Raw genomic sequence first — 20,643 nt, forward strand, 5'->3', positions numbered from 1 at the left:
ACCTTAATCTTTGGCCACTGGTTTCAAAATGGCGAGTAATTCTTGGCTTTGGACCAAGTCGCCTGCTTCAACATACAAATGCTCGATGCGGCCAGTAAATGGCGCATGCACCGTCGTTTCCATCTTCATCGCTTCAGTGACAAACAAGTCGTCGCCTTCATGAACCGTTTGCCCACTAACAACTGCGATGGACACAATGCGACCACCCATTGGCGCACCGATTTGATTCTTGTTGGTCGGCTCTGCCAATTGATGCGCAGATGTGGAGTGTTGACTCTTCGCATCTTGGACTTGCGTTTCTTGTTTTTGCCCGTTAATGGTGAAATATAAAGTCCGCAAGCCATTGGCATCAGGTTCACCGACAGCATCTAAGCGCATGATATACATGATCCCAGGACGGACTGCCACATGAATGGTTTCACCTAAACGCATCCCTTGGAAGTACGTTGGGGAATCTAACGTCGTCACTGGTCCGTATTTGGTATGGTCTGCCAAGTATTGGTTGAAGACTTCAGGATACAAAATCGCTGACAACACATCTTCTTCAGATGGTTTTGCCAAACCGCCTTTGATCAGATCCGCTTTGACGGCTTCAAAATCCACTGGCAAAGCCTTGGAACCAGGCCGCACTGTCAATGGCTTTTGGCCTTTGAGGATTTTATCTTGCAATGGTTGTGGAAAGCCGCCAGCAGGTTGGCCTAAATCGCCTTTAAAGAAGCTGACCACAGATTCTGGGAAGTCGATGGTTTCACCGTGATCCAAGACATCTGCTGAGGTCAATTTGTTTTGTAACATGAACAATGCCATGTCGCCAACCACTTTAGAACTTGGGGTCACTTTAACGATATCGCCGAATAAGTCGTTGACTTGTTGATACATTTGCTTAACGGCACCAAAGTCCGATAAGCCCATGGATTTGGCTTGTTGTTGCAAGTTGGAGTATTGACCCCCTGGCATTTGCACGGTATAAATATCCGTTAAAGGACCGGTAACGCCATTTGAAAAGTCAGCATAATATGGGCGAATGCTTTGGAAATAAGAATTCAGCTTTTGCGCGTGATCGATATCGACTTCTGGCTGACGATTGTTGTGAGCCAAGGCGTAATACAAAGATTCCATGGAAGGCTGACTGGTCGTCCCAGAAAAGGCAGACTGCGCCACATCCACAATGTCCACGCCAGCATTGACGGCTTGCACATAAGTGGCAATGCCATTACCAGTGGTATCATGCGTATGCAAATGAATTGGCACATCGACGGCATCTTTCAAAGCAGAAACCAAGGCATAGCCAGCCTCTGGCTTCAGTAACCCAGCCATATCTTTGATTGCTAAAATATCTGCGCCGGCGTTGACCAATTCTTTGGCCAAGTTGACATAGTATGGCAAGTTATACTTCGGATGACTGTCGCCTAAAATATCCCCAGTGTAACAAAGGGTCGCTTCAGCCAATTTGCCAGTTTCTTTAACTGCGTCGATGGAATGGGTCAGTTGTGGCACCCAGTTTAAGGAATCAAAGATCCGAAAGACATCGATCCCATCTTTGGCCGCGGTTTGGATAAATTGACGAATGACGTTATCAGGATAGTTCTGATACCCGACAGCATTACTGCCACGGAACAACATTTGTAATAACGTGTTCGGCATGGCTTTGCGCAATAAGGCCAACCGTTGCCATGGATCTTCTTTCAAAAAGCGATAAGCGACATCAAAGGTCGCCCCGCCCCACATTTCCATGGAGAACAAGTTTGGTAACCCATTAGCCATATCCGGGGCAACGCGTAACATATCCCGCGTGCGCATCCGAGTGGCAAATAAGCTTTGATGGGCATCACGGAAGGTGGTGTCGGTCAACAAGACTTGTTTGTGGTTTGAAACCCAATCAGTGACCGCTTTGGGCCCTTGGTCTTTCAACAGTTGTGGCAACCCACCGTTAGCGGCAGGCAATTGGACTGGGCCTTTCGGGAATTGTTGTTGATAATGCCAGTCTGGGTAGTATTTTTGTTCGTGACGTTCAACACCTGGGAAGCCGTTGACAGTAATTTCACCGACATAAGCCATCAACTCACCAGAACGCGAACGCACTGGACGCAAGTTGAACAGTTCTGGCGTATTGTCGATAAAGGTCGTCTCTGCAGCCCCTGCTTGGAACGTTGGGTGATCCAACACGTTTTGTAAAAATGGCAAGTTGGTTTTAACGCCGGTGATGCGATATTCCCGCAAAGCCCGTTGCATCTTGCGCACAGCCCCGCCAAAAGTGGCAGAGTGCACCGAAGTTTTAACTAACAGCGAATCAAAATAAGGTGATACCACGGCACCAGCATAAGCATTGCCGACATCCAACCGGACCCCTAAGCCACCAGGTGAACGGTAAGTAGAAATCGTGCCAGTATCAGGCATGAAGTTGTTGGCAGGGTCCTCAGTGGTGATCCGGCATTGAATCGCCGCACCACGGAAGGTAATGTCTTTTTGTTGTGGGAAGTGCAGATCTTTATACAGATCAGCGCCATCAGCCACGCGCAATTGAGACTGTACGATGTCGGCATCGGTGATCAATTCCGTGATGGTGTGTTCCACTTGGACGCGCGGGTTGACTTCGATGAAGTAGAAGTTCGACCCCTCAACCAAGAATTCAACCGTGCCGGCGTTTTCGTAGTTTAACGAGCTCATCAACTTCACCGCAGCGTCGCAGATCTGTTGGCGCAATTCGATCGGCAAGCCAATGGCAGGTGCGATTTCGATCACTTTTTGATTGCGGCGTTGCACCGAGCAATCCCGTTCAAATAAGTGGATCAAATGGCCGTGTTGGTCCCCTAAGACTTGCACTTCAATGTGTTTAGCAGACCTGATGTATTTTTCAACATACATCCGGTCGTCGCCAAAACTGGCTTTGGCTTCGTTGACGGCATTTTGGTAAACTTCGCGCAATTCCGCTTCAGAATGCACGATGCGCATGCCTTTACCACCGCCACCACTGGCGGCTTTGAGCATCACTGGGAAGCCGTGTTTTTGGGTGAATTCAAGAATTTCATCGAAATCCCGCGTCGGTTCAGGTGTCCCGGGAATCGTGGTCAAACCCGCCTTGATGGCAGCAACTTTTGCGGCGACTTTATCGCCAAAAATGTCCAACAATTCAGAACGTGGGCCGACAAACGTTAAGCCTGCCGCACGGACTTTGCGAGCAAATTCTGCATTTTCAGATAATAAGCCGTAGCCGGGATGGATCGCATCGGCACCAGATTCTTTGGCGATGCGAATAATGTCGTCCATATCCAAATAAGCGGCGATCGGCGCTAATCCTGCCCCGACTTGATAAGCTTCTTGGGCTTTGAAGCGATGGATTGCCAATTCGTCTTCTTTGGCAAAGATGCCGACGGTTTTTAAACCGAGTTCTTCAGCCGCGCGGAAAATCCGAATCGCGATTTCCCCACGGTTTGCGACTAACACTTTATGCATGCTTACGCCTCTTTCTTCGCTTTTGCGCGCTGTTGTTGCGCACTAATATTTAACATGATCCCCATGGCAGCACTCAAGACCAACAGACTTGAGCCCCCATAGCTGATAAACGGTAAGGTGACCCCAGTGACTGGGATCAGCCCTAACACTGCGCCGACGTTGAACACGGTTTGAATCAACATCATCGTCGCGATACCGTATGCGATCAATGCTTGATACGTATGTTTGGCGCGAACGCCGATCAAATAAAAACGCAAGATCAAAAAGAAAATCAAGCCGACGACCACTAGTGCCCCGACCATCCCGAGTTCTTCGGAAATTACGGCCAAGATGAAGTCGGTATACGGTTCTGGCAGATAACCAAGCTTTTGACTCGAGTTGCCAAGACCAACTCCAAAAAAGCCTCCGTGTGCAATGGCAACCAAAGAGTTGACCACTTGATTACCTTCTAGTTTACGCATCGCAAATGGGTGTACCGCGGCTAATAAGCGCCGCACTTGATAGGACTGCTGCCAAGACTTAGGAAATGAAACATTGCTTAAGACCCAGTAGCCTGCTCCAAGTAAAACAGCTAACAAGCCAGCCCAAGAAACGCCGTAAATCACCTTGATACCGCTAGCGGCTAACATGACCACAGTGATGCCCAAAATAATCGCCGCACCACCAGTGTCAGGTTGAAAAAACACCAGCAAGATACAAAATCCGACCATCAATAAAGGTTGGCTCAAACGTTTAAACGTAAAATCCGGATCCACTAATGTTTTTTGGCGACTGGAAAACATATGCGCCAAATATAAAATCACGGTCATTTTGGCGAGTTCTGTTGGCTGAATATGGATCGGGCCAAGCTGAATCCAAGCCGTGGCACCATTGACTGCCGCACTAGGCCGAAAGTGACTTAAAACCGTCAAATAAATCAACAACCCAAACGTGGCGATCCACATGATCTTTTGAGCCCGCGGGTGCGTGAACACATCCAGTTTGAAGTAATAAAAAAACGCGGCAATCATAAACCCGGCGACGGCAAAAGCAATCTGACGAATCATCACTGAGGTCTCTGCTTGACCATATTGGTTTTGAATCCAATAAGCACTGGCGGAATAAACCATTACCACGCCGATCGCGATCAATATCAAGTACGGGACTAGAATGTAGTAGTCCAAATAACGCAGCTTCTTCACAACCAAATCGCCCTTTCGTGGCAAAGTTGGTTCAATTATATCACATCCCCTTGAAAAATCGCGGACCGCGAGTTGCGGCTGTGAATCCTCATTATTTTACCATTGTTTTCAGTAAATTTCCGCAACTTTAGCGAAGTTGCTGATATTTGTTACAATAAAATCCGAACTCAGTATCTGGGTCAATCGAATATTTCAGTTTAAACGCGAACCAATTTGAACTCAACAGCTTTGATTTCGTCAAAATCCGATTAATCGGCTTGGTGCCGATGCTAAGCCTGTCGGACGGCCATCAAAAACCTGCAAAACAAACTTTTTCAAAAAACATTTTAAAAAGGGGTTGCTTTTTGGTGAGGGAGCGATTAAAGTTAGTCTCAACAAATGGCAATGACGAGATAAGTAAAATGTCAAGCGTGCAAAGAGAGTCGACATTTGGTGCAAGTCGATCACGCAAGGCGTTCGAAAATGGTCTTCGAGCCAGTGATTCGGCGAACAAGTTGCAAGCCGTGTCCGGGAGCGCCCGTTAAAGCGCTAAGGTATCTGTGTCAGTGTGGCCACATGTACCTGATGAGTGGTCGTTAGCGATAACGATCAAAACAACGGGTGGTAACACGACATGTCGTCCCGGATCCAATTCATTTTGGATCCGGGATTTTTTTATCCCCGCGATCAGGCCGGCCAGCCAGCTGCCCCACTCCGATAATTCTCACACAACAAAAACTACCTATGAGGTGCAAAACATGTCAGAAAACCAATATCGCTTCGAAACCTTACAACTTCACGCCGGCCAAGAACAACCAGACCCTGCTACCGGGGCCCGTGTTACCCCAATTTATCAAACTGCTAGTTTCGTCTTTAAAGATGCCAAACAAGCCGCTGATCGTTTCGCCTTGCGTGACGCTGGGAATATCTACGGCCGCTTGACCAACTCCACAAACGCCGCCCTTGAAGCCCGCGCTGCTGCTCTTGAAGGTGGGACGGCTGCGATTTCTTTAGCCTCAGGCGCTGCTGCCGTCACGGCTTCCGTGTTAAACGTCACCGGTTCTGGTGATCACATCGTGGCTGCTTCAACTTTATATGGTGGCACAGTCGAATTATTCTCTGAAACCTTCAAGAAGCTGGGCATTACCACCACGTTTGTTGATCCCGACGATCCGCAAAACTTTGAGGATGCGATTCAAGATAACACCAAAGTGATTTTCTTTGAATCCTTAGGCAACCCTGCCATCAACATTGTCGATTTTGAAAAAGTCACTGCCTTAGCACACAAGCATGGCATTATTGTGATCGTGGACTCCACTTTTGCCACCCCTTACTTGATCCGCCCATTTGATTACGGGGTCGATGTCATTGTTCACTCTGCTACGAAATTCATCGGCGGTCATGGCGCAACGCTTGGCGGCTTAGTGATTGAAAACGGCAAGTTCGACTATGAAGCTTCCGGTCGCTACCCAGGAATTACCACCCCAGTTGCTTCTTATAATGGGATCGTTTGGAAGGACTTAGGCGACGCCGCCTTTACCACCAAGATTCGCGCGGAACATTTGCGTGACACTGGTGCCACCCTTGCCCCACAATCGGCATGGTATTTGTTGCAAGGCTTTGAAACCTTGAGCTTACGCGTTGAACGCCATGTGGAAAATGCCCGCAAAGTCGTGAAGTTCTTAGAGGATAACCCAAAAGTCGCTTGGGTTTCCTACCCAGAAGCTAAGGGCTCCAAGTATGCGGACCTCGCCAAGAAGTACTTCCCTAAAGGCACCGGCTCCATTTTCACCTTTGGTTTAAAAGCAGGCCGTGAAGGGGCGATCACCTTGATCAACCATTTGGAATTGTTCAGCTTGTTGGCTAACGTCGGGGATGCCAAGTCCTTGATCATCCACCCAGCTTCCACCACCCACGCTCAACTTAGCGATGAACAGCTCAAAGAAGCTGGCATCACCCCTGATTTGATTCGCGTTTCCATCGGGATCGAAAACAGCGACGACATTCTTGATGACTTGAAACAAGCCTTGGAATTCGTCGACTAACCTTAAAAGCGTCAGCTCATGTGCCCATGAGTTGGCGCTTTTTGCGTGGTTAATACTAAATCATCTTTAAACGCGGTTTAAATCAACTTACGCTGCCCGGCATCGTAAGCGTAGTTTTCATCTTCTAGTTAGTCATACCAATTGCTTAGCGGCCCGAAAATATGACTAACTTACAGATTGAAATGTCTAACCACCGCGCTGTCAGCTCGTGTAATCGCAGATACACGTTGGCATCACACGTTTCGTAGCCATCAGGTGTCAGTGGTCTAACGTAGTGGAAGTGATTTGAAATTGGGACGGAAGCTGGTCACCGGTACGTGGTGAGAGTGATGTTGGTGGTTTACCACCTACATCACTCCGCAGTCGGAGATCCGGCGAGTGGGGAGCGTAGCGACACATCTCGGCTAGCTCCGGCGAGGACCCTCTCCACGTACCGGTGACCAGCTGGAGTCCCAATTTCAAATCAACTGAAACGGAGATAGACCACTGGCGCCTGATGGCGGGCAAGAAACACTTACAATGCCGGACAGCAATACAATTTCAAAAGCCGGATTTAAAGATGAAAGAGTATAAGCTGCAACTTTCAATGCTTGGTTGAATCACCGCACTCAACGGAATTCAATCTCTTACGCGTGCGCTAGGCGCGATGTCTGAATGCATTTCACCTCACTGGACAAAAAAAGCTCACCGCAGATGATCTGCGATGGGCTTTTTCAAGGGAAGGCAATCAATTAGTTGGTTGCTTTCTTCTTTTTCTTGTCGGCTTTTTGACGTTCGCCGGTGTTCAAGATCTTTTTGCGTAAGCGGACAGAATCAGGCGTTACTTCGCAAAGTTCGTCTTCGTTCAAGAATTCGATGGATTCTTCAAGCGAAAGCTTCTTAGGGGTCTTGATGGCAGCGGCGTGGTCTTTACCAGAAGCACGGGTGTTGGTCAAGTTCTTACCCTTAGTGGCGTTAACGGCGATATCCATTTCACGAGAGTTGGCGCCGACGATCATGCCTTCGTAAACTTCAGTGCCGGCATCGATGAACAATTGGCCGCGATCTTCGATGGATTGCAAGGAGTAAGTCGTGGCTTGGCCAGCGTTGATGGAAACCAACGCACCAGTGTTACGACCAGGTTCCCAGTTGCGGACCACTGGCAAGTACTTTTCAAAGGTGTGGTTCATGATCCCGTAACCACCAGTAGAAGATAAGAATTCAGTGGAGTAGCCGATCAAGCCACGAGAAGGGGCAAGGAAAGTCAGGCGGGTTTGGCCGTTACCTTCGTTTTCCATGTTCTTCATTTCACCTTTACGTTGCGCCATCGCATCGATAATAGAGCCAGTGTATTGTTCTGGCGTATCGATTTGAACTTCTTCAAATGGTTCGCAAAGTTTGCCATCGATTTCGCGATAGATAACTTCTGGGCGACCCAATTGTAATTCGAAGCCGGCACGACGCATTTCTTCAACTAAGATGCCAAGGTGTAATTCACCACGGCCGGAAACCATCCAAGCACCAGCTTGGTCAGTATCGTCAACACGCAAGGACACGTCAGTTTGAAGCTTACCTTTAAGGTAGTCTTCAAGCTTACGCGCAGTGACCTTGTCGCCTTCACGCCCAGCAAAAGGAGAATCGTTTTGCATGAACATCATTTGCAGTGTTGGTGGATCGATCCGCAAGATTGGTAAGGCTTCTGGATGCGCCGCGTCAGCAACCGTTTCACCAACGTAGATATTATCCATACCGGAAACGGCGATCAAATCCCCGGCTTTGGCGGTTTGGACTTCGACCCGCTTCAAACCGAAGAAACCAAAGATCTTCGTGACGCGGAAGTTCTTGGAAGAACCGTCAAGCTTCAACACAGACACGTTGTCGCCCACGGAGATCGTGCCACGGAAGACACGGCCGATCCCGATACGACCAACATAATCATTATAATCAAGCATGGAAACTTGGAATTGTAATGGTTCGTCGGAGTTATCAACTGGCGCTGGGATGGTCTTCACGATGGTATCAAATAATGGCACCATCGTGTGTTCTTGATCAGCAGGATCGTCGGAATATGAGCTCGTGCCGTTGATAGCAGAAGCGTAAACAATTGGGAATTCCAATTGGTCTTCATCTGCACCGAGGTCGATGAACAATTCAAGCACTTCGTCAACAACTTCAGCAGGACGCGCACCTGGACGGTCAATTTTGTTGATGACCACGATTGGCGTCAAGTGTTGTTCCAAAGCTTTTTTCAAAACAAAGCGAGTTTGGGGCATGGTGCCTTCAAAAGCATCCACAACCAATAACACGCCGTCGACCATTTTCATGATCCGTTCAACTTCGCCACCGAAGTCCGCGTGTCCTGGGGTGTCCACGATGTTGATGGTGGTATCCCCATATTTAACCGCCGTGTTTTTGGACAAGATAGTGATCCCACGTTCCTTTTCGATCGCGTTAGTATCCATAGCGCGGTCTTGAAGGTCAATGTGTTCGTCCAAGGTATCTGATTGCTTCAGCATTTCGTTGACCAAGGTGGTCTTACCGTGGTCGACGTGGGCAATAATCGCAATGTTCCGAATATCGTCGCGAGTCTTCAAGTGTTCTACTTCCTTTCGAGGTGGTGCAACTATTTAATCATAAAAAAACGTGCCGACATCGACACAGTATCCGATTTGAAATTATAGCACAAAAGAACCACGCGTGTCATAATTTTCAGAAAATAAATCTACGCGTTCATCATTTCCATGATCTGCGCATGCGCTTGTGGCATCGCAGCCACCACGACACCTGGTTCTAACAATGCCAGCGCGTCGCCGTTTGGCCGGGTAACTTTCAAGCCAAATGCGGCTCCGATCGCCACGCCAGCCGCCACATCCCAAGGTTGTAAATAGGAAATATAACCGACTTGCTGACCCAAAGCCACAGATTTAAATTCGATCCCCGCACTGCCTAATAAGCGTGGACCAGATGAAGCCAACGCGATTTCGGCCACATGCAAGCGATTGTTGATGAGCATTGGGCCGTTGACCCCAAGCAAGCCATCTGCCAAAGGCGCGTCTTCTGGCTGATTGAGCCGTTGATCATTCATCATCAGCGGCACGTCTGGGCCGCCGACGATCAATTCATTTCGCCAAACATCTAAAATTGCGCCATACACAGGCGTCCCATCGCAATAAACCCCGATCATCACTGCAAAGTTGGCTTTTTGTTTGACAAAGTTCATCGTGCCATCGATGGGATCGATGATGAAAACTAAACCTTTCAGCCGATCGATTTTGGCTTCATGGCCTTCTTCGCCTTCAATATGCGCGTCAGGATAAGCTGCCAGAATTTGCGTCACTAAAAATTGTTGATTCATCCGATCCACGTTAGTCACCAGATCTTTGCGCGAGGATTTGGTATTCACCGTTAATGGGGATTGCATCGCGAGTAAAATTTGTTGGCGACTGGCCGCTAACCACTGTCTGATATTTAAGTCGAGTTGCGCTAAGTCGATTTTCATGACAAATGAACCCGTACTTTTTGTTGAACGCCGGCGCGCGCCATTTTCACAACGGTATATAAGGAATAGCCACTGACGTCTTCGAAATCGCGACCGAGTTGTTTTTCCGTGGCCTTATCTGGCACCACCGATTTGAAACCACGATATGCGGCCAATAAGTTGTCGCGGTCAACGCCATGTTCATAAGCATCTTCGACCAATTGATAAAAAGTGGTGACTTTGATCATGTCGTCAGTGGACCAATCCATGTCTAATGGGTATTGATAGTTAGGTTTCATGTTATTCTCCTTGAATCGCCGCCACTTGGGCAGCTTGAGTGGTTTGCACCGCTTCTAATGCGGCCATTTCAGCATCTGCGGCGGTCATTGGGGCTAACACTTGTGCCCCATCTTCATTGATCAACACGGGGATCGACCAAGCGGCAGCATCCGAAATCACCGTTAACGGTGCTAATAAAGGCTGACCAAAAAATCCGGCCAAGACCCGCTGCACCAAAGCCGGCCAAAAAATTGCCGCCTCACCTTGCGCATATTCAGACACCGCTTCTGAAACTTGGGTGAGCAATGGGTTGGCCATACCATCAACTGGCGGCAATAACGCCAATAACGGGGTCGCCGCCACATAGGCTCGACTCCATAATAACACCGGTTGACTGGCTGTGCCGACTGCATATGCGGTCACTTGCCGCCGGGGCACCTTTAAAGCACTGGACGCCAAGCGCTCAAAGCAAGCGCTCAGCCCAAAAGTCCCTAACCCGATCACAGTTTCTTTGGCCAATCCCGAAAAGCGCTGCGCAAAATACGTCAACACCGCATCTTCATGAGCGGCAATCAAGACCTTCCCTTGAAAGCCTGCAGCCATCGCTGTGCTCATCACTTTGCGCAGTTGCTCCAACATGGTTTGTTGAAAATCTGACCCAGTGGCATCCCCAAAGTCAGTCACCACCAACGCATCGACTTCGCCCCAGCCTTTGGCGGTCAACTTGACGATCGGGTTGTGCCCCATTTGGCTCAACAGATCTAAGCTTGCCTCTGCTGGTACGTCTGATGATAAAATGCTGAGTTCTAGTGGTAATGAACTTTCGATTAAGGTTTTAATGACGGCAGTCGTTAACTGACTTTGCCCACAAATCACGACTTTTCGCATGATCAACCTCCCAAGCTTATTATCTAGATTTTATCAAATTCTTAATCAGATTAAAAAGACACCACCGTTACAAAGTGCAGTCATTTTGACGAAAAAAACCTCATTACCTAACAATCAGGCATGAGGTTCATCACCAAAATCATCTAGACGTCCACGAGACTGGGTCTTGGTTGTATTGGAATGCAGATAACGTCGCTGCATGCCGAACATGGCCAACCAAGGAGTCTGAGTCAAAGTTCATTTCATTTTGCGTTTGTGGATCGACCGGCGTGCGGTTGCTTGACAAATGTGCAACCACTAAAGTCATTGGCGCAAACAACGCACGCAATCCGGCTTGCAAACCAGCCATGATCGCGATTGTTGGCCGGCTCATTAAAGCTGGTAGCAGTGCGTCTAAGCAAAAGCGAGACGCGCCAACTGCCGCAACCGTCACCGTAGCATCAGTCGTCAACACAGAACCGGCAATGGCAAGGTCACCTGCTGGGTTTAATCCGACTATGCTGAGCAATCCTTTAAGTAACTTTGGCATAGCCACAGCGTCATCAGTCCAAACATCAACGGGTAATACCATGCCAGCTTGGCCGACTAATTGATCCCCTGGCACTAATGCCGAAACTGGTTCGAGTCGGCTTAAGCCATCGCGGATCACCAACACTTTGGCATCTTGTTGATCAAATTGAGTAAAAAAGTGACGTAAGCTCAAGTTAGCACCCATTGCCAAGCCTAAAACCATCACCAAAAACATCACAGCCAAGCCAGTGTGACCCAATAATACAGTCACAACGCTGGCCCCTAAAGTCATCGCCAATACTGGCGTCCAAGCCAAGGAGAACTTGGCTTGAGGACTTTGGTGCAAAGCCATTTTTGCTTTGCGCACTTCTACGCGGGACAACCCGCTGTATTGTTGCATCTTCAGCATCGTTTTCACCTCTTGTCCGGAGGTTTGAGATGCGCCGATTATTTCATTAAATGAAGTGGTGGCACAATCACAAATCTTCCGGGATCTGCATTATCGGGACTACCACCATCAACTGCTGTTTGTAACATGTGCTCACCACCTTTCATTCACCGTCCGCCGGGAGCTAATTTTGCATTGCAGGTGTGCACCCCCACAATATAAAAAGCGCCCGCCGATTGAGCGCACGCAATTATTGCATCCCAATCGTGAAGTTTTAGCACTATACGCCTAGAAGAATTCTTCAGCTACATTAACACAAACCTTATCGGTAAGCGTGGTTGACTCATTGGCATCTCTGGATGTTTCTGAGCAGCAGCATTGTTCGTATAGGAGCCTCGCCTAACGGAAAGCACCGTATTTGATTTACTTTCTTATTGTAACGGTTCAAGCCGGGTGTGTCAAGTTTTGCTTGCATGTCGATTGCGATAACGGATAAATCCCAAGCCCCCAACAATCACGACGCGAATGCCTGCGATCATGATCAGTTTTGCGTGCATCGCCATGCTCCTCAGCAAATTTTAATTCTATTGTATCATCCCGACCGCGCGCCTGTGCTTTTTTCAGTCCACAGCTTGTGGTAGAGTAGATAATAAGTTATCAATGGAGGAATCAGCCGTGTATTTAATGAAAGATATCACCCGCGACGGCGCAAAAGTCTTGCGCGAACATGCCGCCAAAGTTGAATTTCCATTGTCCGAAGCCGATCAAAAATTGGCCCATGACATGATGGAATACTTGATCATCAGCCAAGATGAAGAACAAAATGCCAAATACAAATTACGTCCAGGCGTCGGCCTGGCCGCCCCTCAAGTCGGCGTCGGTGAAATGATGGCCGCCGTGCTTGTCCCAGGCGCAGACGACGAAATCTTATTCAAAGAAGTCTTGATCAATCCTGTGATCATCAGCCACTCCGTTCAACCCGCAGCCTTATCTGAAGGCGAAGGTTGCTTATCTGTCGACAAAGACATCCCCGGCTACGTTGTGCGTCATGACCGCATCACTATCCGCTACCAAAACCTGGCTGGCGAAACTAAAAAAATTCGCTTAAAGAACTACCCTGCGATCGTTTGTCAACATGAAATCGATCACTTAAACGGGATCTTGTACTACGACCACATCAATAAGGAAGAACCTTTCCATATTGAAGGCGACGCAGTTTTGATCGACTAATTACAAAAGCGCGGTTCAGACAAATGACGTCTGAACCGCGCTTTTGTTGTTAATGTCCGGCATCGTAAGTGTTTCAGGCCCGCCATCAGGCGCCAGTGGTCTTTCTCCGTTACAGTGATTTGAAATTGGGACTCCAGCTGGCCACCGGTACGTGGAGAGGGTCCTCGCCGGAGCTAGCCGAGATGTGTCGCTACGCTCCCCACTCGCCAGATCTCCGACTGCGGAGTGATGTAGGTGGTAAACCACCAACAGCACTCTCACCACGTACCGGTGGCCAGCTTCCGTCCCAATTTCAAATCACTTCCACTACGTTAGACCACTGACACCTGATGGCTACGAAACGTGTGATGCCAACGTGTATCTGCGATTACACGAGCTGACAGTGCGGTGGTGAGACATTTCAATCTGTAAGTTAGTCATACCAACTCAGAAAATATGTGAGCGGAAGCGGCTTGGCAGAACGGAGGAAAACTGGACAATTGCCTGTGGGAGTGAAATCAAGTGAGACGCCGTTTTTTGGCGGCTCGCGCGGATTTCACCGGCAAAAATAAAGACAAGCGGGCTTCTTGGCTTGATTTTTAGTCGAAAGAGCATCAGCGGTTTGTGCTGATCTCTGGAGACGGCCGCACCGGCAACTTGTCCAATTTTCCGCAGTGGTGCCAAGGCGCTTTCGCTCACATATTTTCGGCCGCAAGGCAATTGGTATGGCTAACTGGAAGATTGAAATCACACTTACGATGCCGGACATCATTAGCGATTTTTATACGCGACGCACGTCTTGAATGTACTCACGTGTAGCCGCATTAGAGACATAAGCCACGTCAAAGTGCACCAAGTCATCGCGCACCCACCAATCCGTCACCACTAAACTTGGCGAGAGCTTAACACTATTTTCGTTTTTGGCCGAGGTTTGGGCATGCAAGGCTTGTTCAAAGCGGTCTAAGGCGATTGGCGGGGTAACTTTTGGCATTTGGTATTCAAACGCCATGATCCCATGTCCCCACACATCAGCGACAGGTTGGGAAGATAACTCATGGTCGGCTGGCACTCCCAGTTGCGTTAACGCAAGGCTCACGGCTTCGTCGCAAGCTTTTTGATTGTGGCGCATCAACACCTTCATCGCACGTTTGCGCCGGGCCACGCGCCAGCGGATCAACACCACACCAATGATGATCACGATTATAATCCCGATGATCCAGATAAGCATAAGTATCCTCCTTCAAAAGCGTTTTTCTACTATTTATACTGTAACACGTTGGCCCCGTGGCGCACACGACTTGTTTATGCTAAGATATAGAGTAACTGTTGAACTTTCAACAAATGATCGGTCAATGCGAAATTTTACCCCAGACGCTGGGGCGATTTTTTGCGTATTCGAAAGGAGCTTATTATGATCTACAAAGTATTGTACCAAAAAGACAAGGTGGTTAACCCCCGCCGCGAAACGACTCAAACCCTTTACATCGACGCCGACTCGGCTGTGGCGGCACGTAGCTTGGTGGAAGAAAACACCCCATACAACATCGAATACGTGCAAGAATTGTCAGGCAAATTCTTGGAATTCGAACAAAAAGAACCTGACTTCAAGTTGACGGAGTTCTAATTGAATGAAACTCAACATTAAGAACAATGAAACTGCCGTATTTGCTATCGGCGGTTTAGGCGAAATCGGGAAAAACATGTATGGGGTCCAATACCAAAACCAGATCATCGTCATTGACGCTGGGATCAAATTTCCAGAAGACGATCTCTTAGGTATCGACTATGTCATTTCCGATTACTCCTATTTGGTGCAAAACCAAGACAAAATCAAAGCCTTGGTGATCACCCACGGGCATGAAGACCATATCGGGGGCATTCCTTACTTCTTAAAACAAGTGCCGAATGTCCCAGTCTTCGCCCCACCGTTGGCTGCGGCATTGATCCGTGGCAAACTGGAAGAACACGGATTGGTCCGGTCGACGAAAATGACGGAACTCAAAGAAGATTCTGTCTTGAAGTTTGGCCCGATCACCGTGGACTTCTTCCGCACCACGCACAGTATTCCTGATACATTAGGTGTTGCGGTCCACACGCCAAGTGGTGTGATCGTTGAAACTGGGGACTACAAGTTCGACTTGACCCCAGTCGGCGACCAACCAGCGCCGAACTTGCAAAAAATGGCGCGTTTAGGCGAAGAAGGCGTTTTGCTGTTGATGAGTGATTCCACCAACGCTGAAATCCCTAACTTCACCAAGTCTGAACGCTTCGTCGGCCACTCCATTCGCCATATTTTTGATGGGATCGACGGTCGGATCATTTTTGCCACTTTCGCGTCTAACATTTCGCGGATCGCGCAAGCTGCCGAAGCGGCAATGGCCCATGACCGTAAAATCGCCGTCTTTGGTCGCTCGATGGAAACTGCGATGGTCAATGGTCGCGAACTCGGCTACTTGGATATTCCCGATGACGTGTTGATCGACGCGCATGAATTAAACAAGTTGCCAGCCAACGAAGTGATGATTTTATGTACCGGCTCTCAAGGCGAACCAATGGCTGCCTTGTCTCGCATCGCCAACGGCACCCACCGTCAGATTTCTATTCAACCTGGCGACACGGTGATTTTCTCTTCCAACCCGATCCCTGGTAACACCACTTCGGTCAACCACGTGATCAACGAATTGGAAGAAGCTGGCGCCGAAGTCATCCACGGCAAAGTCAACAACATCCACACTTCTGGTCACGGTGGCCAAGAAGAACAAAAGTTGATGTTGCGCTTGATGAAGCCGAAATACTTCATGCCGATCCATGGTGAATACCGGATGTTGAAGATCCACACCGAATTGGCCCAAGAAACCCATATTCCAGAAGAAAACTGCTTTATTATGGAAAATGGTGACGTCTTAGCGTTAACTGCTGATTCTGCGCGCCGCGCTGGTCACTTCCCTGCCGCTGATGTTTACATCGATGGTAACGGGATCGGTGATATCGGCAATGCCGTGATCCGCGATCGTCGCACCTTGTCTGAAGAAGGCTTGGTCGTTGTCGTCGCCACGATCAATATGCAAAAACAAGCGGTATTAGCTGGTCCTGACTTGTTATCACGTGGGTTCATCTATATGCGTGAATCTGGTGAACTGATCAACCAAGCCCAACGCCGCGTTTACCGCACCATCAAAAATACCTTTAAGAGCAACGAAAAAATCACGGAAGGCATGCTTAAAGATGCGATCACGTCAAATCTGCAAAGCTTCTTGTTCGACAAAACCGAACGCCATCCGGTGATCTTACCGATGTTGATCTTACTGTAGAACCTTTGAACCGATTTGCTTTCGTCGCAAATCGGTTTTTTATTGCAATGAAATGAGTATTTAAATAGTAAGCGATTGCATAATGTGAGATAATCCATTTATTGGGGGGGGATTTTTTTGCAGACGAAACCGCTGCGATTGAAACCAAAATATGAAGCGTGCATTATGGCTGATCACCATACTTTTATTAGTCGGCTTATTATACTGGCGCACGCAGTTGCTTCGCGCAGCCCAACCAGCAGACATAGCCCCAAAGGCCACGCAGTCTGCCACCAATGCCAAACCCACTGAAACACTTGTCAAAGCTAAACTCAAACAACAATGGACCAAACAGTTGGCGAAAAATTCTGACTTGCCGATCAGCATTGCGGTTTATTCCAAACAATATGGATTTACGTTGGCCATGAACAATCACAAAACTAAAGCGCACACCACTGCCAGCATCGTCAAAGTCGCCATGTTGACCCAACTGCTGCATCAACATGCGCAAAACCACGATACGTTATCAGGTACTGAACGCGCTGCGGCGGTTGGTGCCATCGAACACTCCAACAACGTCGATGCGACCACCCTGTATCATGCCATCGGTCAAGGTCAAGGCTTGACCACGTTGTTCAGTAATTTAAACCTGTCACAGTCACGCGCCTATGCATCCGGTTGGGTCAGCACCACCACAGCAAGTGACCAATTGAAATGATTAAATGAAATCTTTGGCAATGGCACTTATTTAACCGCCAAGTCCAAAGCGTATATCAAAGACTTAATGCAACATGTCGCATCAGATCAAAACTGGGGCATTAGTGCTGGTAGTCGCGACTTTGCCTTGAAAAACGGTTGGCGCTTAAATGGAAACAACAACACTTGGATCGTGAATTCCATCGGTCAAATCGGTTCAGGCAACAATTCCGCGACCATCGCGATTTTCAGTGATCAAAATTCCAGTCTGAAACACGGCATTGCCACCGTGGAAAAGCTCGCCAAATTCACAGGCGTTGCCCTTAATTTACCAACTTCCAAAAATTAAGCACTTACTTTTCTCATCGTGATTGTTTTTGTGAAAATCCCTCTGTATAATTGATAGAGTATTTTCGTTGAAGAAGAGGAGTATTCTATGGCAGCGGGGTTCTACTACATCATTTTCAATCCGGCAGCAGGCGCAGGCACTGCTGTGGACACCTTCAAAAAGATCCAAGCGCGCTTAGACGACCTACATATCGCCTATGAAATCAAAGTGTCGCGCTATTCCGGCCATACGATTCAACTTGCCAAACAAATCGGCGGCTTCAACCACCGAGACGACGCAGTGATGCTGGTGATCGGCGGCGATGGCACGTTGAATCAAGCCATCACGGGTTTGCATCAAACTGAACACGCCGACATGCCAGTGGCCTACATTCCAGCCGGCTCTGGCAACGATTTTGCGCGCGGTGTGGGCCTTTCTCAAGACCCGCTTAAAGCCTTAGATCAAGTATTGGCAGCTGACCACCCCACTGTGATCGATATCGGCCATTACACGGAAAAAACGCGCGGTGAAGCTGGCTACTTTGTCAATAATATCGGCGTCGGCTTTGATGCCGCAGCCGTAGCCGCCACTAACCGCAGTCGGTTCAAAACGATTTTAAATCGGATGCATCTCGGTAGTTTAGCTTACATTGTCGGCGTCATCGGCGTGTTCTTCTCTCGCAAGCCATTTCCAGTAGCGATTTACGTCGGCGGCAAACGAACTTATATCCAACAAGCTTTCTTAGTGACCACCACCAACCACCCTTATTTTGGCGGTGGCGTCCGGATCTTACCAGGGGCTGATCCGCGCGATGGCAAACTCGATTTGATCGTCGTTGAACACCTCAACACTCCCTATTTCTTATTCTTATGCCTGCAATTGTTGTTAGGCCGACACACCAGGTACAAACGCGTGCATGTGTTTGAATCCCCGCGCATTGAATTGGAAACCCCATCGCTTGAATTCGGGCAAATGGATGGCGAAGAACTCGGCAGTCGTCCTTACGAATTGAGTTTCCATGTTGAAAAACAAAATTTCTGGTTCGTCGTTTGATCACAACACAAAAGCCACCGACATTTTCCACGTGTCGGTGGCTTTTTTCACATGACTGAATTGGATGATTTGTAATAAGAAAAATAGTATCTACTTTAAATCAAATGTGACGGTACCAAAATATTTGTCGAATTTGGCTTCATAATGGCCTTTAGTGGCATGTGGTGGCAACAAGAACGTGCCGCTAGAAACCTTGGTGCCGGCGGGGAAATCATGCCCTTGACCGGCCAACTTTTCAACCAACCACTTCAACGAGTTCAACGGGTTGCCCAGTACTTCACTCGATGCGCCATTGGCCAGTTCTTCGCCATCTTTGGTCAAGGTCGCATGGACATTGGCCAAATCATCAACCGTGAAACTATCTTTGGAGGCTGGCGCATAAACCACGCGACCGGCAACGGCTGAGTCTGAAACCACTAAGTATTTGCCTAACGCTGGGAACCAGTCGGCAAAGCGTGAATCTGGCAATTCAACCGCACCAGAAACGCTGGTTTTCTTCAGCAAATCTTCAACAGTGTCTTCTGGCGTCAACGCCTCGTTAGCCGTAAACACCAATTCGACTTCAAGCAGTGGATCCATCAAATCAGAAAAAGGTACGGTTTCACCAGACTTGACCCAAGAACCTTCAACTTCAGCGCCGTAAAATGGGGAATCAGAATCAAACATTTTTTGCGTTTCTTCTGACGTCAACGAAACTTTGTAGCCCGCAACTGGCTTGTTCTTCAACGCGCTGAAAGCCCATTGTACGCGATAAGCGGAATCATAATCGGTAACTTTGTCATCATAATCGGCCATCGTCAGTGGTTTCTTGGTGGTCAATGCTTGGTACAAATCGTTTGCGACAGCTTGTTCTTGTTTAGTAGTTTCACTCATCATATTAGCCTCCATTGGCAGTGCCAAATGTTATTTTTAACACACGGACCTATTCAACTGGGTGGTGTACGCGTCGCTGCAGTCGACAAAAAGCGCCCCATCAGACTATTGTCTGACGGGGCGCTTTTGCGCGGTACCACCCGTGATTAGGCTTTTGCTTTCAAAAGCCACTCAGCACGTACGGCAATCGATTCGGCCAAGAACGATCGCGATACGCCGGCCAGATATTGGTGGCCACCCAGTACCGCTACTTATCACAGTACAACTCAGAGGTGATCGGTCTGATAGCTTTTGCAGATCCCCTTGCACCAAACGGGACTCGCTGGCTGCGACGCTATTGACACATCCTCTTCAACGTTTTGTTCCTTGTGTTGAGATTAATATAAACCGTTTATGAGGATTCGTCAATAGTTTTACCGTTATTTTTTAATTTAAATTTCAGATTTCGGTAAAATGTCGTACAAGCACCACACCATATCCGGTTCAAACTTCGCCAGCACTGGCGTATTGACCGGCAAAAGCTTCGCACTGGTGATGCAATAACGATACCCCAGCGCTTGATAATCTGCATAGGCTTGGGCTTTGCTGCCGGCATAATCGACGGGATAATCCCCAGCGCCTAATTGATGGCGCAATAAATTCTCGGTGGCAGGATGAATGATGGCGGCATCTTTTTGATATTGCGGGTTTTCGATCAAGACCATCGCTTGTAAATGGCGGTGGAAGACTTGGCGCAGTTCCAGTTGACTGGAATATTCATAACACAATTCCCGCCAGCCAAAATCTGGCCGCGCACTTTGATACGCGACCGGCAACAAGAATTGATCGCCAGCATAATCGGCCAAGGCAGCAATAATTTCATCAAAATTCGGATGTAACTGGATCTCTGGGTGATCGACGCCAGGAATATGTGTCGCCGCGTCATAACTATCTGTAGTTTTGGGACCGAGTGTGTGAATCATAGTTATAATCACGCAAGCGCTGCGCCCTTGCCCAAAAGGCAATGAAAAGGCT

At 48.3% G+C, this 20,643-nt stretch carries 17 protein-coding genes, 1 riboswitch and 1 other annotated feature; of the genes, 7 read left to right on the forward strand and 10 right to left on the reverse strand.

Annotated features, from left to right (window positions below; all coding sequences use genetic code 11):
- Nucleotides 1-3 precede the first annotated feature (3 nt).
- Nucleotides 4-3,453 carry a pyruvate carboxylase gene (locus FD01_RS01325; RefSeq protein WP_056962335.1) on the reverse strand — a complete coding sequence of 1,150 codons (3,450 nt, stop codon included), beginning with the start codon at nucleotides 3,451-3,453 and terminating at the stop codon, nucleotides 4-6.
- A gap of 2 nt (nucleotides 3,454-3,455) precedes the next feature.
- Nucleotides 3,456-4,634: an FtsW/RodA/SpoVE family cell cycle protein gene (locus FD01_RS01330; RefSeq protein ID WP_056962336.1), complete on the reverse strand. Its 1,179-nt coding sequence runs from the start codon at nucleotides 4,632-4,634 to the stop codon at nucleotides 3,456-3,458.
- Between the two features lie 375 nt (nucleotides 4,635-5,009).
- Nucleotides 5,010-5,261 (forward strand) — a binding site (T-box leader).
- Nucleotides 5,262-5,371: 110 nt separating this feature from the next.
- Between FD01_RS01330 and FD01_RS01335 the strand changes: the two genes are divergently transcribed.
- Entirely contained in the window at nucleotides 5,372-6,658 is a 1,287-nt protein-coding gene (locus FD01_RS01335) for an O-acetylhomoserine aminocarboxypropyltransferase/cysteine synthase family protein (RefSeq protein WP_056962337.1), read from the forward strand.
- Nucleotides 6,659-7,389: 731 nt separating this feature from the next.
- On the opposite strand, the gene typA is transcribed toward FD01_RS01335, so the two are convergent.
- The 5 genes from typA to FD01_RS01360 all read right to left on the reverse strand — a co-directional run bounded on the left by typA (nucleotide 7,390) and on the right by FD01_RS01360 (nucleotide 12,201).
- Nucleotides 7,390-9,231: a translational GTPase TypA gene (gene typA / locus FD01_RS01340; protein ID WP_056962338.1), complete on the reverse strand. Its 1,842-nt coding sequence runs from the start codon at nucleotides 9,229-9,231 to the stop codon at nucleotides 7,390-7,392.
- Between the two features lie 128 nt (nucleotides 9,232-9,359).
- Nucleotides 9,360-10,136: an inositol monophosphatase family protein gene (locus FD01_RS01345; protein WP_054719261.1), complete on the reverse strand. Its 777-nt coding sequence runs from the start codon at nucleotides 10,134-10,136 to the stop codon at nucleotides 9,360-9,362.
- Nucleotides 10,133-10,414 (reverse strand): UPF0223 family protein, encoded by a 282-nt coding sequence (locus tag FD01_RS01350; protein WP_056962339.1) that lies wholly within the window; start codon nucleotides 10,412-10,414, stop codon nucleotides 10,133-10,135. The genes FD01_RS01345 and FD01_RS01350 overlap by 4 nt, the downstream gene beginning before the upstream one ends.
- A gap of 1 nt (nucleotide 10,415) precedes the next feature.
- The gene (locus FD01_RS01355) at nucleotides 10,416-11,282 is read right to left on the reverse strand and encodes a hypothetical protein (protein ID WP_056962340.1); all 867 of its coding nucleotides are present in this window, start codon (nucleotides 11,280-11,282) and stop codon (nucleotides 10,416-10,418) included.
- 139 nt (nucleotides 11,283-11,421) lie between these two features.
- Nucleotides 11,422-12,201, reverse strand: a complete 780-nt coding sequence (locus tag FD01_RS01360) for a hypothetical protein (protein ID WP_056962341.1) — start codon at nucleotides 12,199-12,201, stop codon at nucleotides 11,422-11,424.
- A 231-nt stretch (nucleotides 12,202-12,432) separates the two neighbouring features.
- Nucleotides 12,433-12,594, reverse strand: a riboswitch (M-box (ykoK) riboswitch).
- Nucleotides 12,595-12,855: 261 nt separating this feature from the next.
- Between FD01_RS01360 and def the strand changes: the two genes are divergently transcribed.
- Nucleotides 12,856-13,410, forward strand: coding sequence for a peptide deformylase (def, locus tag FD01_RS01365; protein ID WP_056962342.1), 555 nt, complete (start codon nucleotides 12,856-12,858; stop codon nucleotides 13,408-13,410).
- Between the two features lie 760 nt (nucleotides 13,411-14,170).
- Here the strand turns inward: def and FD01_RS01370 are convergent.
- A complete protein-coding gene (locus FD01_RS01370; RefSeq protein WP_054719156.1) occupies nucleotides 14,171-14,617 on the reverse strand; it encodes a hypothetical protein in 447 nt (148 codons plus the stop codon).
- Between the two features lie 183 nt (nucleotides 14,618-14,800).
- Between FD01_RS01370 and FD01_RS01375 the strand changes: the two genes are divergently transcribed.
- From FD01_RS01375 to FD01_RS01395, 5 genes are all read left to right on the forward strand, one after another.
- The gene (locus FD01_RS01375) at nucleotides 14,801-15,013 is read left to right on the forward strand and encodes a DNA-directed RNA polymerase subunit epsilon (protein ID WP_056962343.1); all 213 of its coding nucleotides are present in this window, start codon (nucleotides 14,801-14,803) and stop codon (nucleotides 15,011-15,013) included.
- A 4-nt stretch (nucleotides 15,014-15,017) separates the two neighbouring features.
- On the forward strand, nucleotides 15,018-16,700 hold the full coding sequence (gene rnjA, locus FD01_RS01380; protein ID WP_056962344.1) for a ribonuclease J1: 1,683 nt from the start codon (nucleotides 15,018-15,020) through the stop codon (nucleotides 16,698-16,700).
- A 151-nt stretch (nucleotides 16,701-16,851) separates the two neighbouring features.
- Nucleotides 16,852-17,397, forward strand: a complete 546-nt coding sequence (locus tag FD01_RS01385; protein ID WP_054719159.1) for a hypothetical protein — start codon at nucleotides 16,852-16,854, stop codon at nucleotides 17,395-17,397.
- A 66-nt stretch (nucleotides 17,398-17,463) separates the two neighbouring features.
- Entirely contained in the window at nucleotides 17,464-17,724 is a 261-nt protein-coding gene (locus FD01_RS01390; RefSeq protein WP_056962345.1) for a hypothetical protein, read from the forward strand.
- 87 nt (nucleotides 17,725-17,811) lie between these two features.
- Entirely contained in the window at nucleotides 17,812-18,756 is a 945-nt protein-coding gene (locus FD01_RS01395; RefSeq protein ID WP_054719165.1) for a diacylglycerol/lipid kinase family protein, read from the forward strand.
- 90 nt (nucleotides 18,757-18,846) lie between these two features.
- Here the strand turns inward: FD01_RS01395 and FD01_RS01400 are convergent, their stop codons facing one another.
- Both FD01_RS01400 and FD01_RS01405 read right to left on the reverse strand, forming a co-directional pair.
- Nucleotides 18,847-19,632, reverse strand: coding sequence for a 2-keto-4-pentenoate hydratase (locus FD01_RS01400; protein ID WP_152164712.1), 786 nt, complete (start codon nucleotides 19,630-19,632; stop codon nucleotides 18,847-18,849).
- Nucleotides 19,633-20,060: 428 nt separating this feature from the next.
- The coding region (locus tag FD01_RS01405; protein ID WP_235802917.1) for a hypothetical protein at nucleotides 20,061-20,643 on the reverse strand (583 nt) is incomplete at its 5' end.

Origin of the sequence: Lacticaseibacillus manihotivorans DSM 13343 = JCM 12514 (genome assembly GCF_001435035.1) — a bacterium.
In the GTDB taxonomy this organism is placed as follows: Bacteria; Bacillota; Bacilli; order Lactobacillales; family Lactobacillaceae; genus Lacticaseibacillus; species Lacticaseibacillus manihotivorans.

What these genes read in the sequence shown, in the direction of transcription:
- FD01_RS01325 (WP_056962335.1), bottom strand. Translation starts at nt 3,453, where the DNA reads ATGCATAAAGTGTTAGTCGCAAACCGTGGGGAAATCGCGATTCGGATT.
- FD01_RS01385 (WP_054719159.1), top strand. Translation starts at nt 16,852, where the DNA reads ATGAAGCGTGCATTATGGCTGATCACCATACTTTTATTAGTCGGCTTA.
- FD01_RS01395 (WP_054719165.1), top strand. Translation starts at nt 17,812, where the DNA reads ATGGCAGCGGGGTTCTACTACATCATTTTCAATCCGGCAGCAGGCGCA.
- FD01_RS01375 (WP_056962343.1), top strand. Translation starts at nt 14,801, where the DNA reads ATGATCTACAAAGTATTGTACCAAAAAGACAAGGTGGTTAACCCCCGC.
- FD01_RS01355 (WP_056962340.1), bottom strand. Translation starts at nt 11,282, where the DNA reads ATGCGAAAAGTCGTGATTTGTGGGCAAAGTCAGTTAACGACTGCCGTC.
- FD01_RS01350 (WP_056962339.1), bottom strand. Translation starts at nt 10,414, where the DNA reads ATGAAACCTAACTATCAATACCCATTAGACATGGATTGGTCCACTGAC.
- FD01_RS01360 (WP_056962341.1), bottom strand. Translation starts at nt 12,201, where the DNA reads ATGCTGAAGATGCAACAATACAGCGGGTTGTCCCGCGTAGAAGTGCGC.
- FD01_RS01390 (WP_056962345.1), top strand. Translation starts at nt 17,464, where the DNA reads ATGCAACATGTCGCATCAGATCAAAACTGGGGCATTAGTGCTGGTAGT.
- FD01_RS01345 (WP_054719261.1), bottom strand. Translation starts at nt 10,136, where the DNA reads ATGAAAATCGACTTAGCGCAACTCGACTTAAATATCAGACAGTGGTTA.
- rnjA (WP_056962344.1), top strand. Translation starts at nt 15,018, where the DNA reads ATGAAACTCAACATTAAGAACAATGAAACTGCCGTATTTGCTATCGGC.
- FD01_RS01370 (WP_054719156.1), bottom strand. Translation starts at nt 14,617, where the DNA reads ATGCTTATCTGGATCATCGGGATTATAATCGTGATCATCATTGGTGTG.
- FD01_RS01335 (WP_056962337.1), top strand. Translation starts at nt 5,372, where the DNA reads ATGTCAGAAAACCAATATCGCTTCGAAACCTTACAACTTCACGCCGGC.
- FD01_RS01400 (WP_152164712.1), bottom strand. Translation starts at nt 19,632, where the DNA reads ATGATGAGTGAAACTACTAAACAAGAACAAGCTGTCGCAAACGATTTG.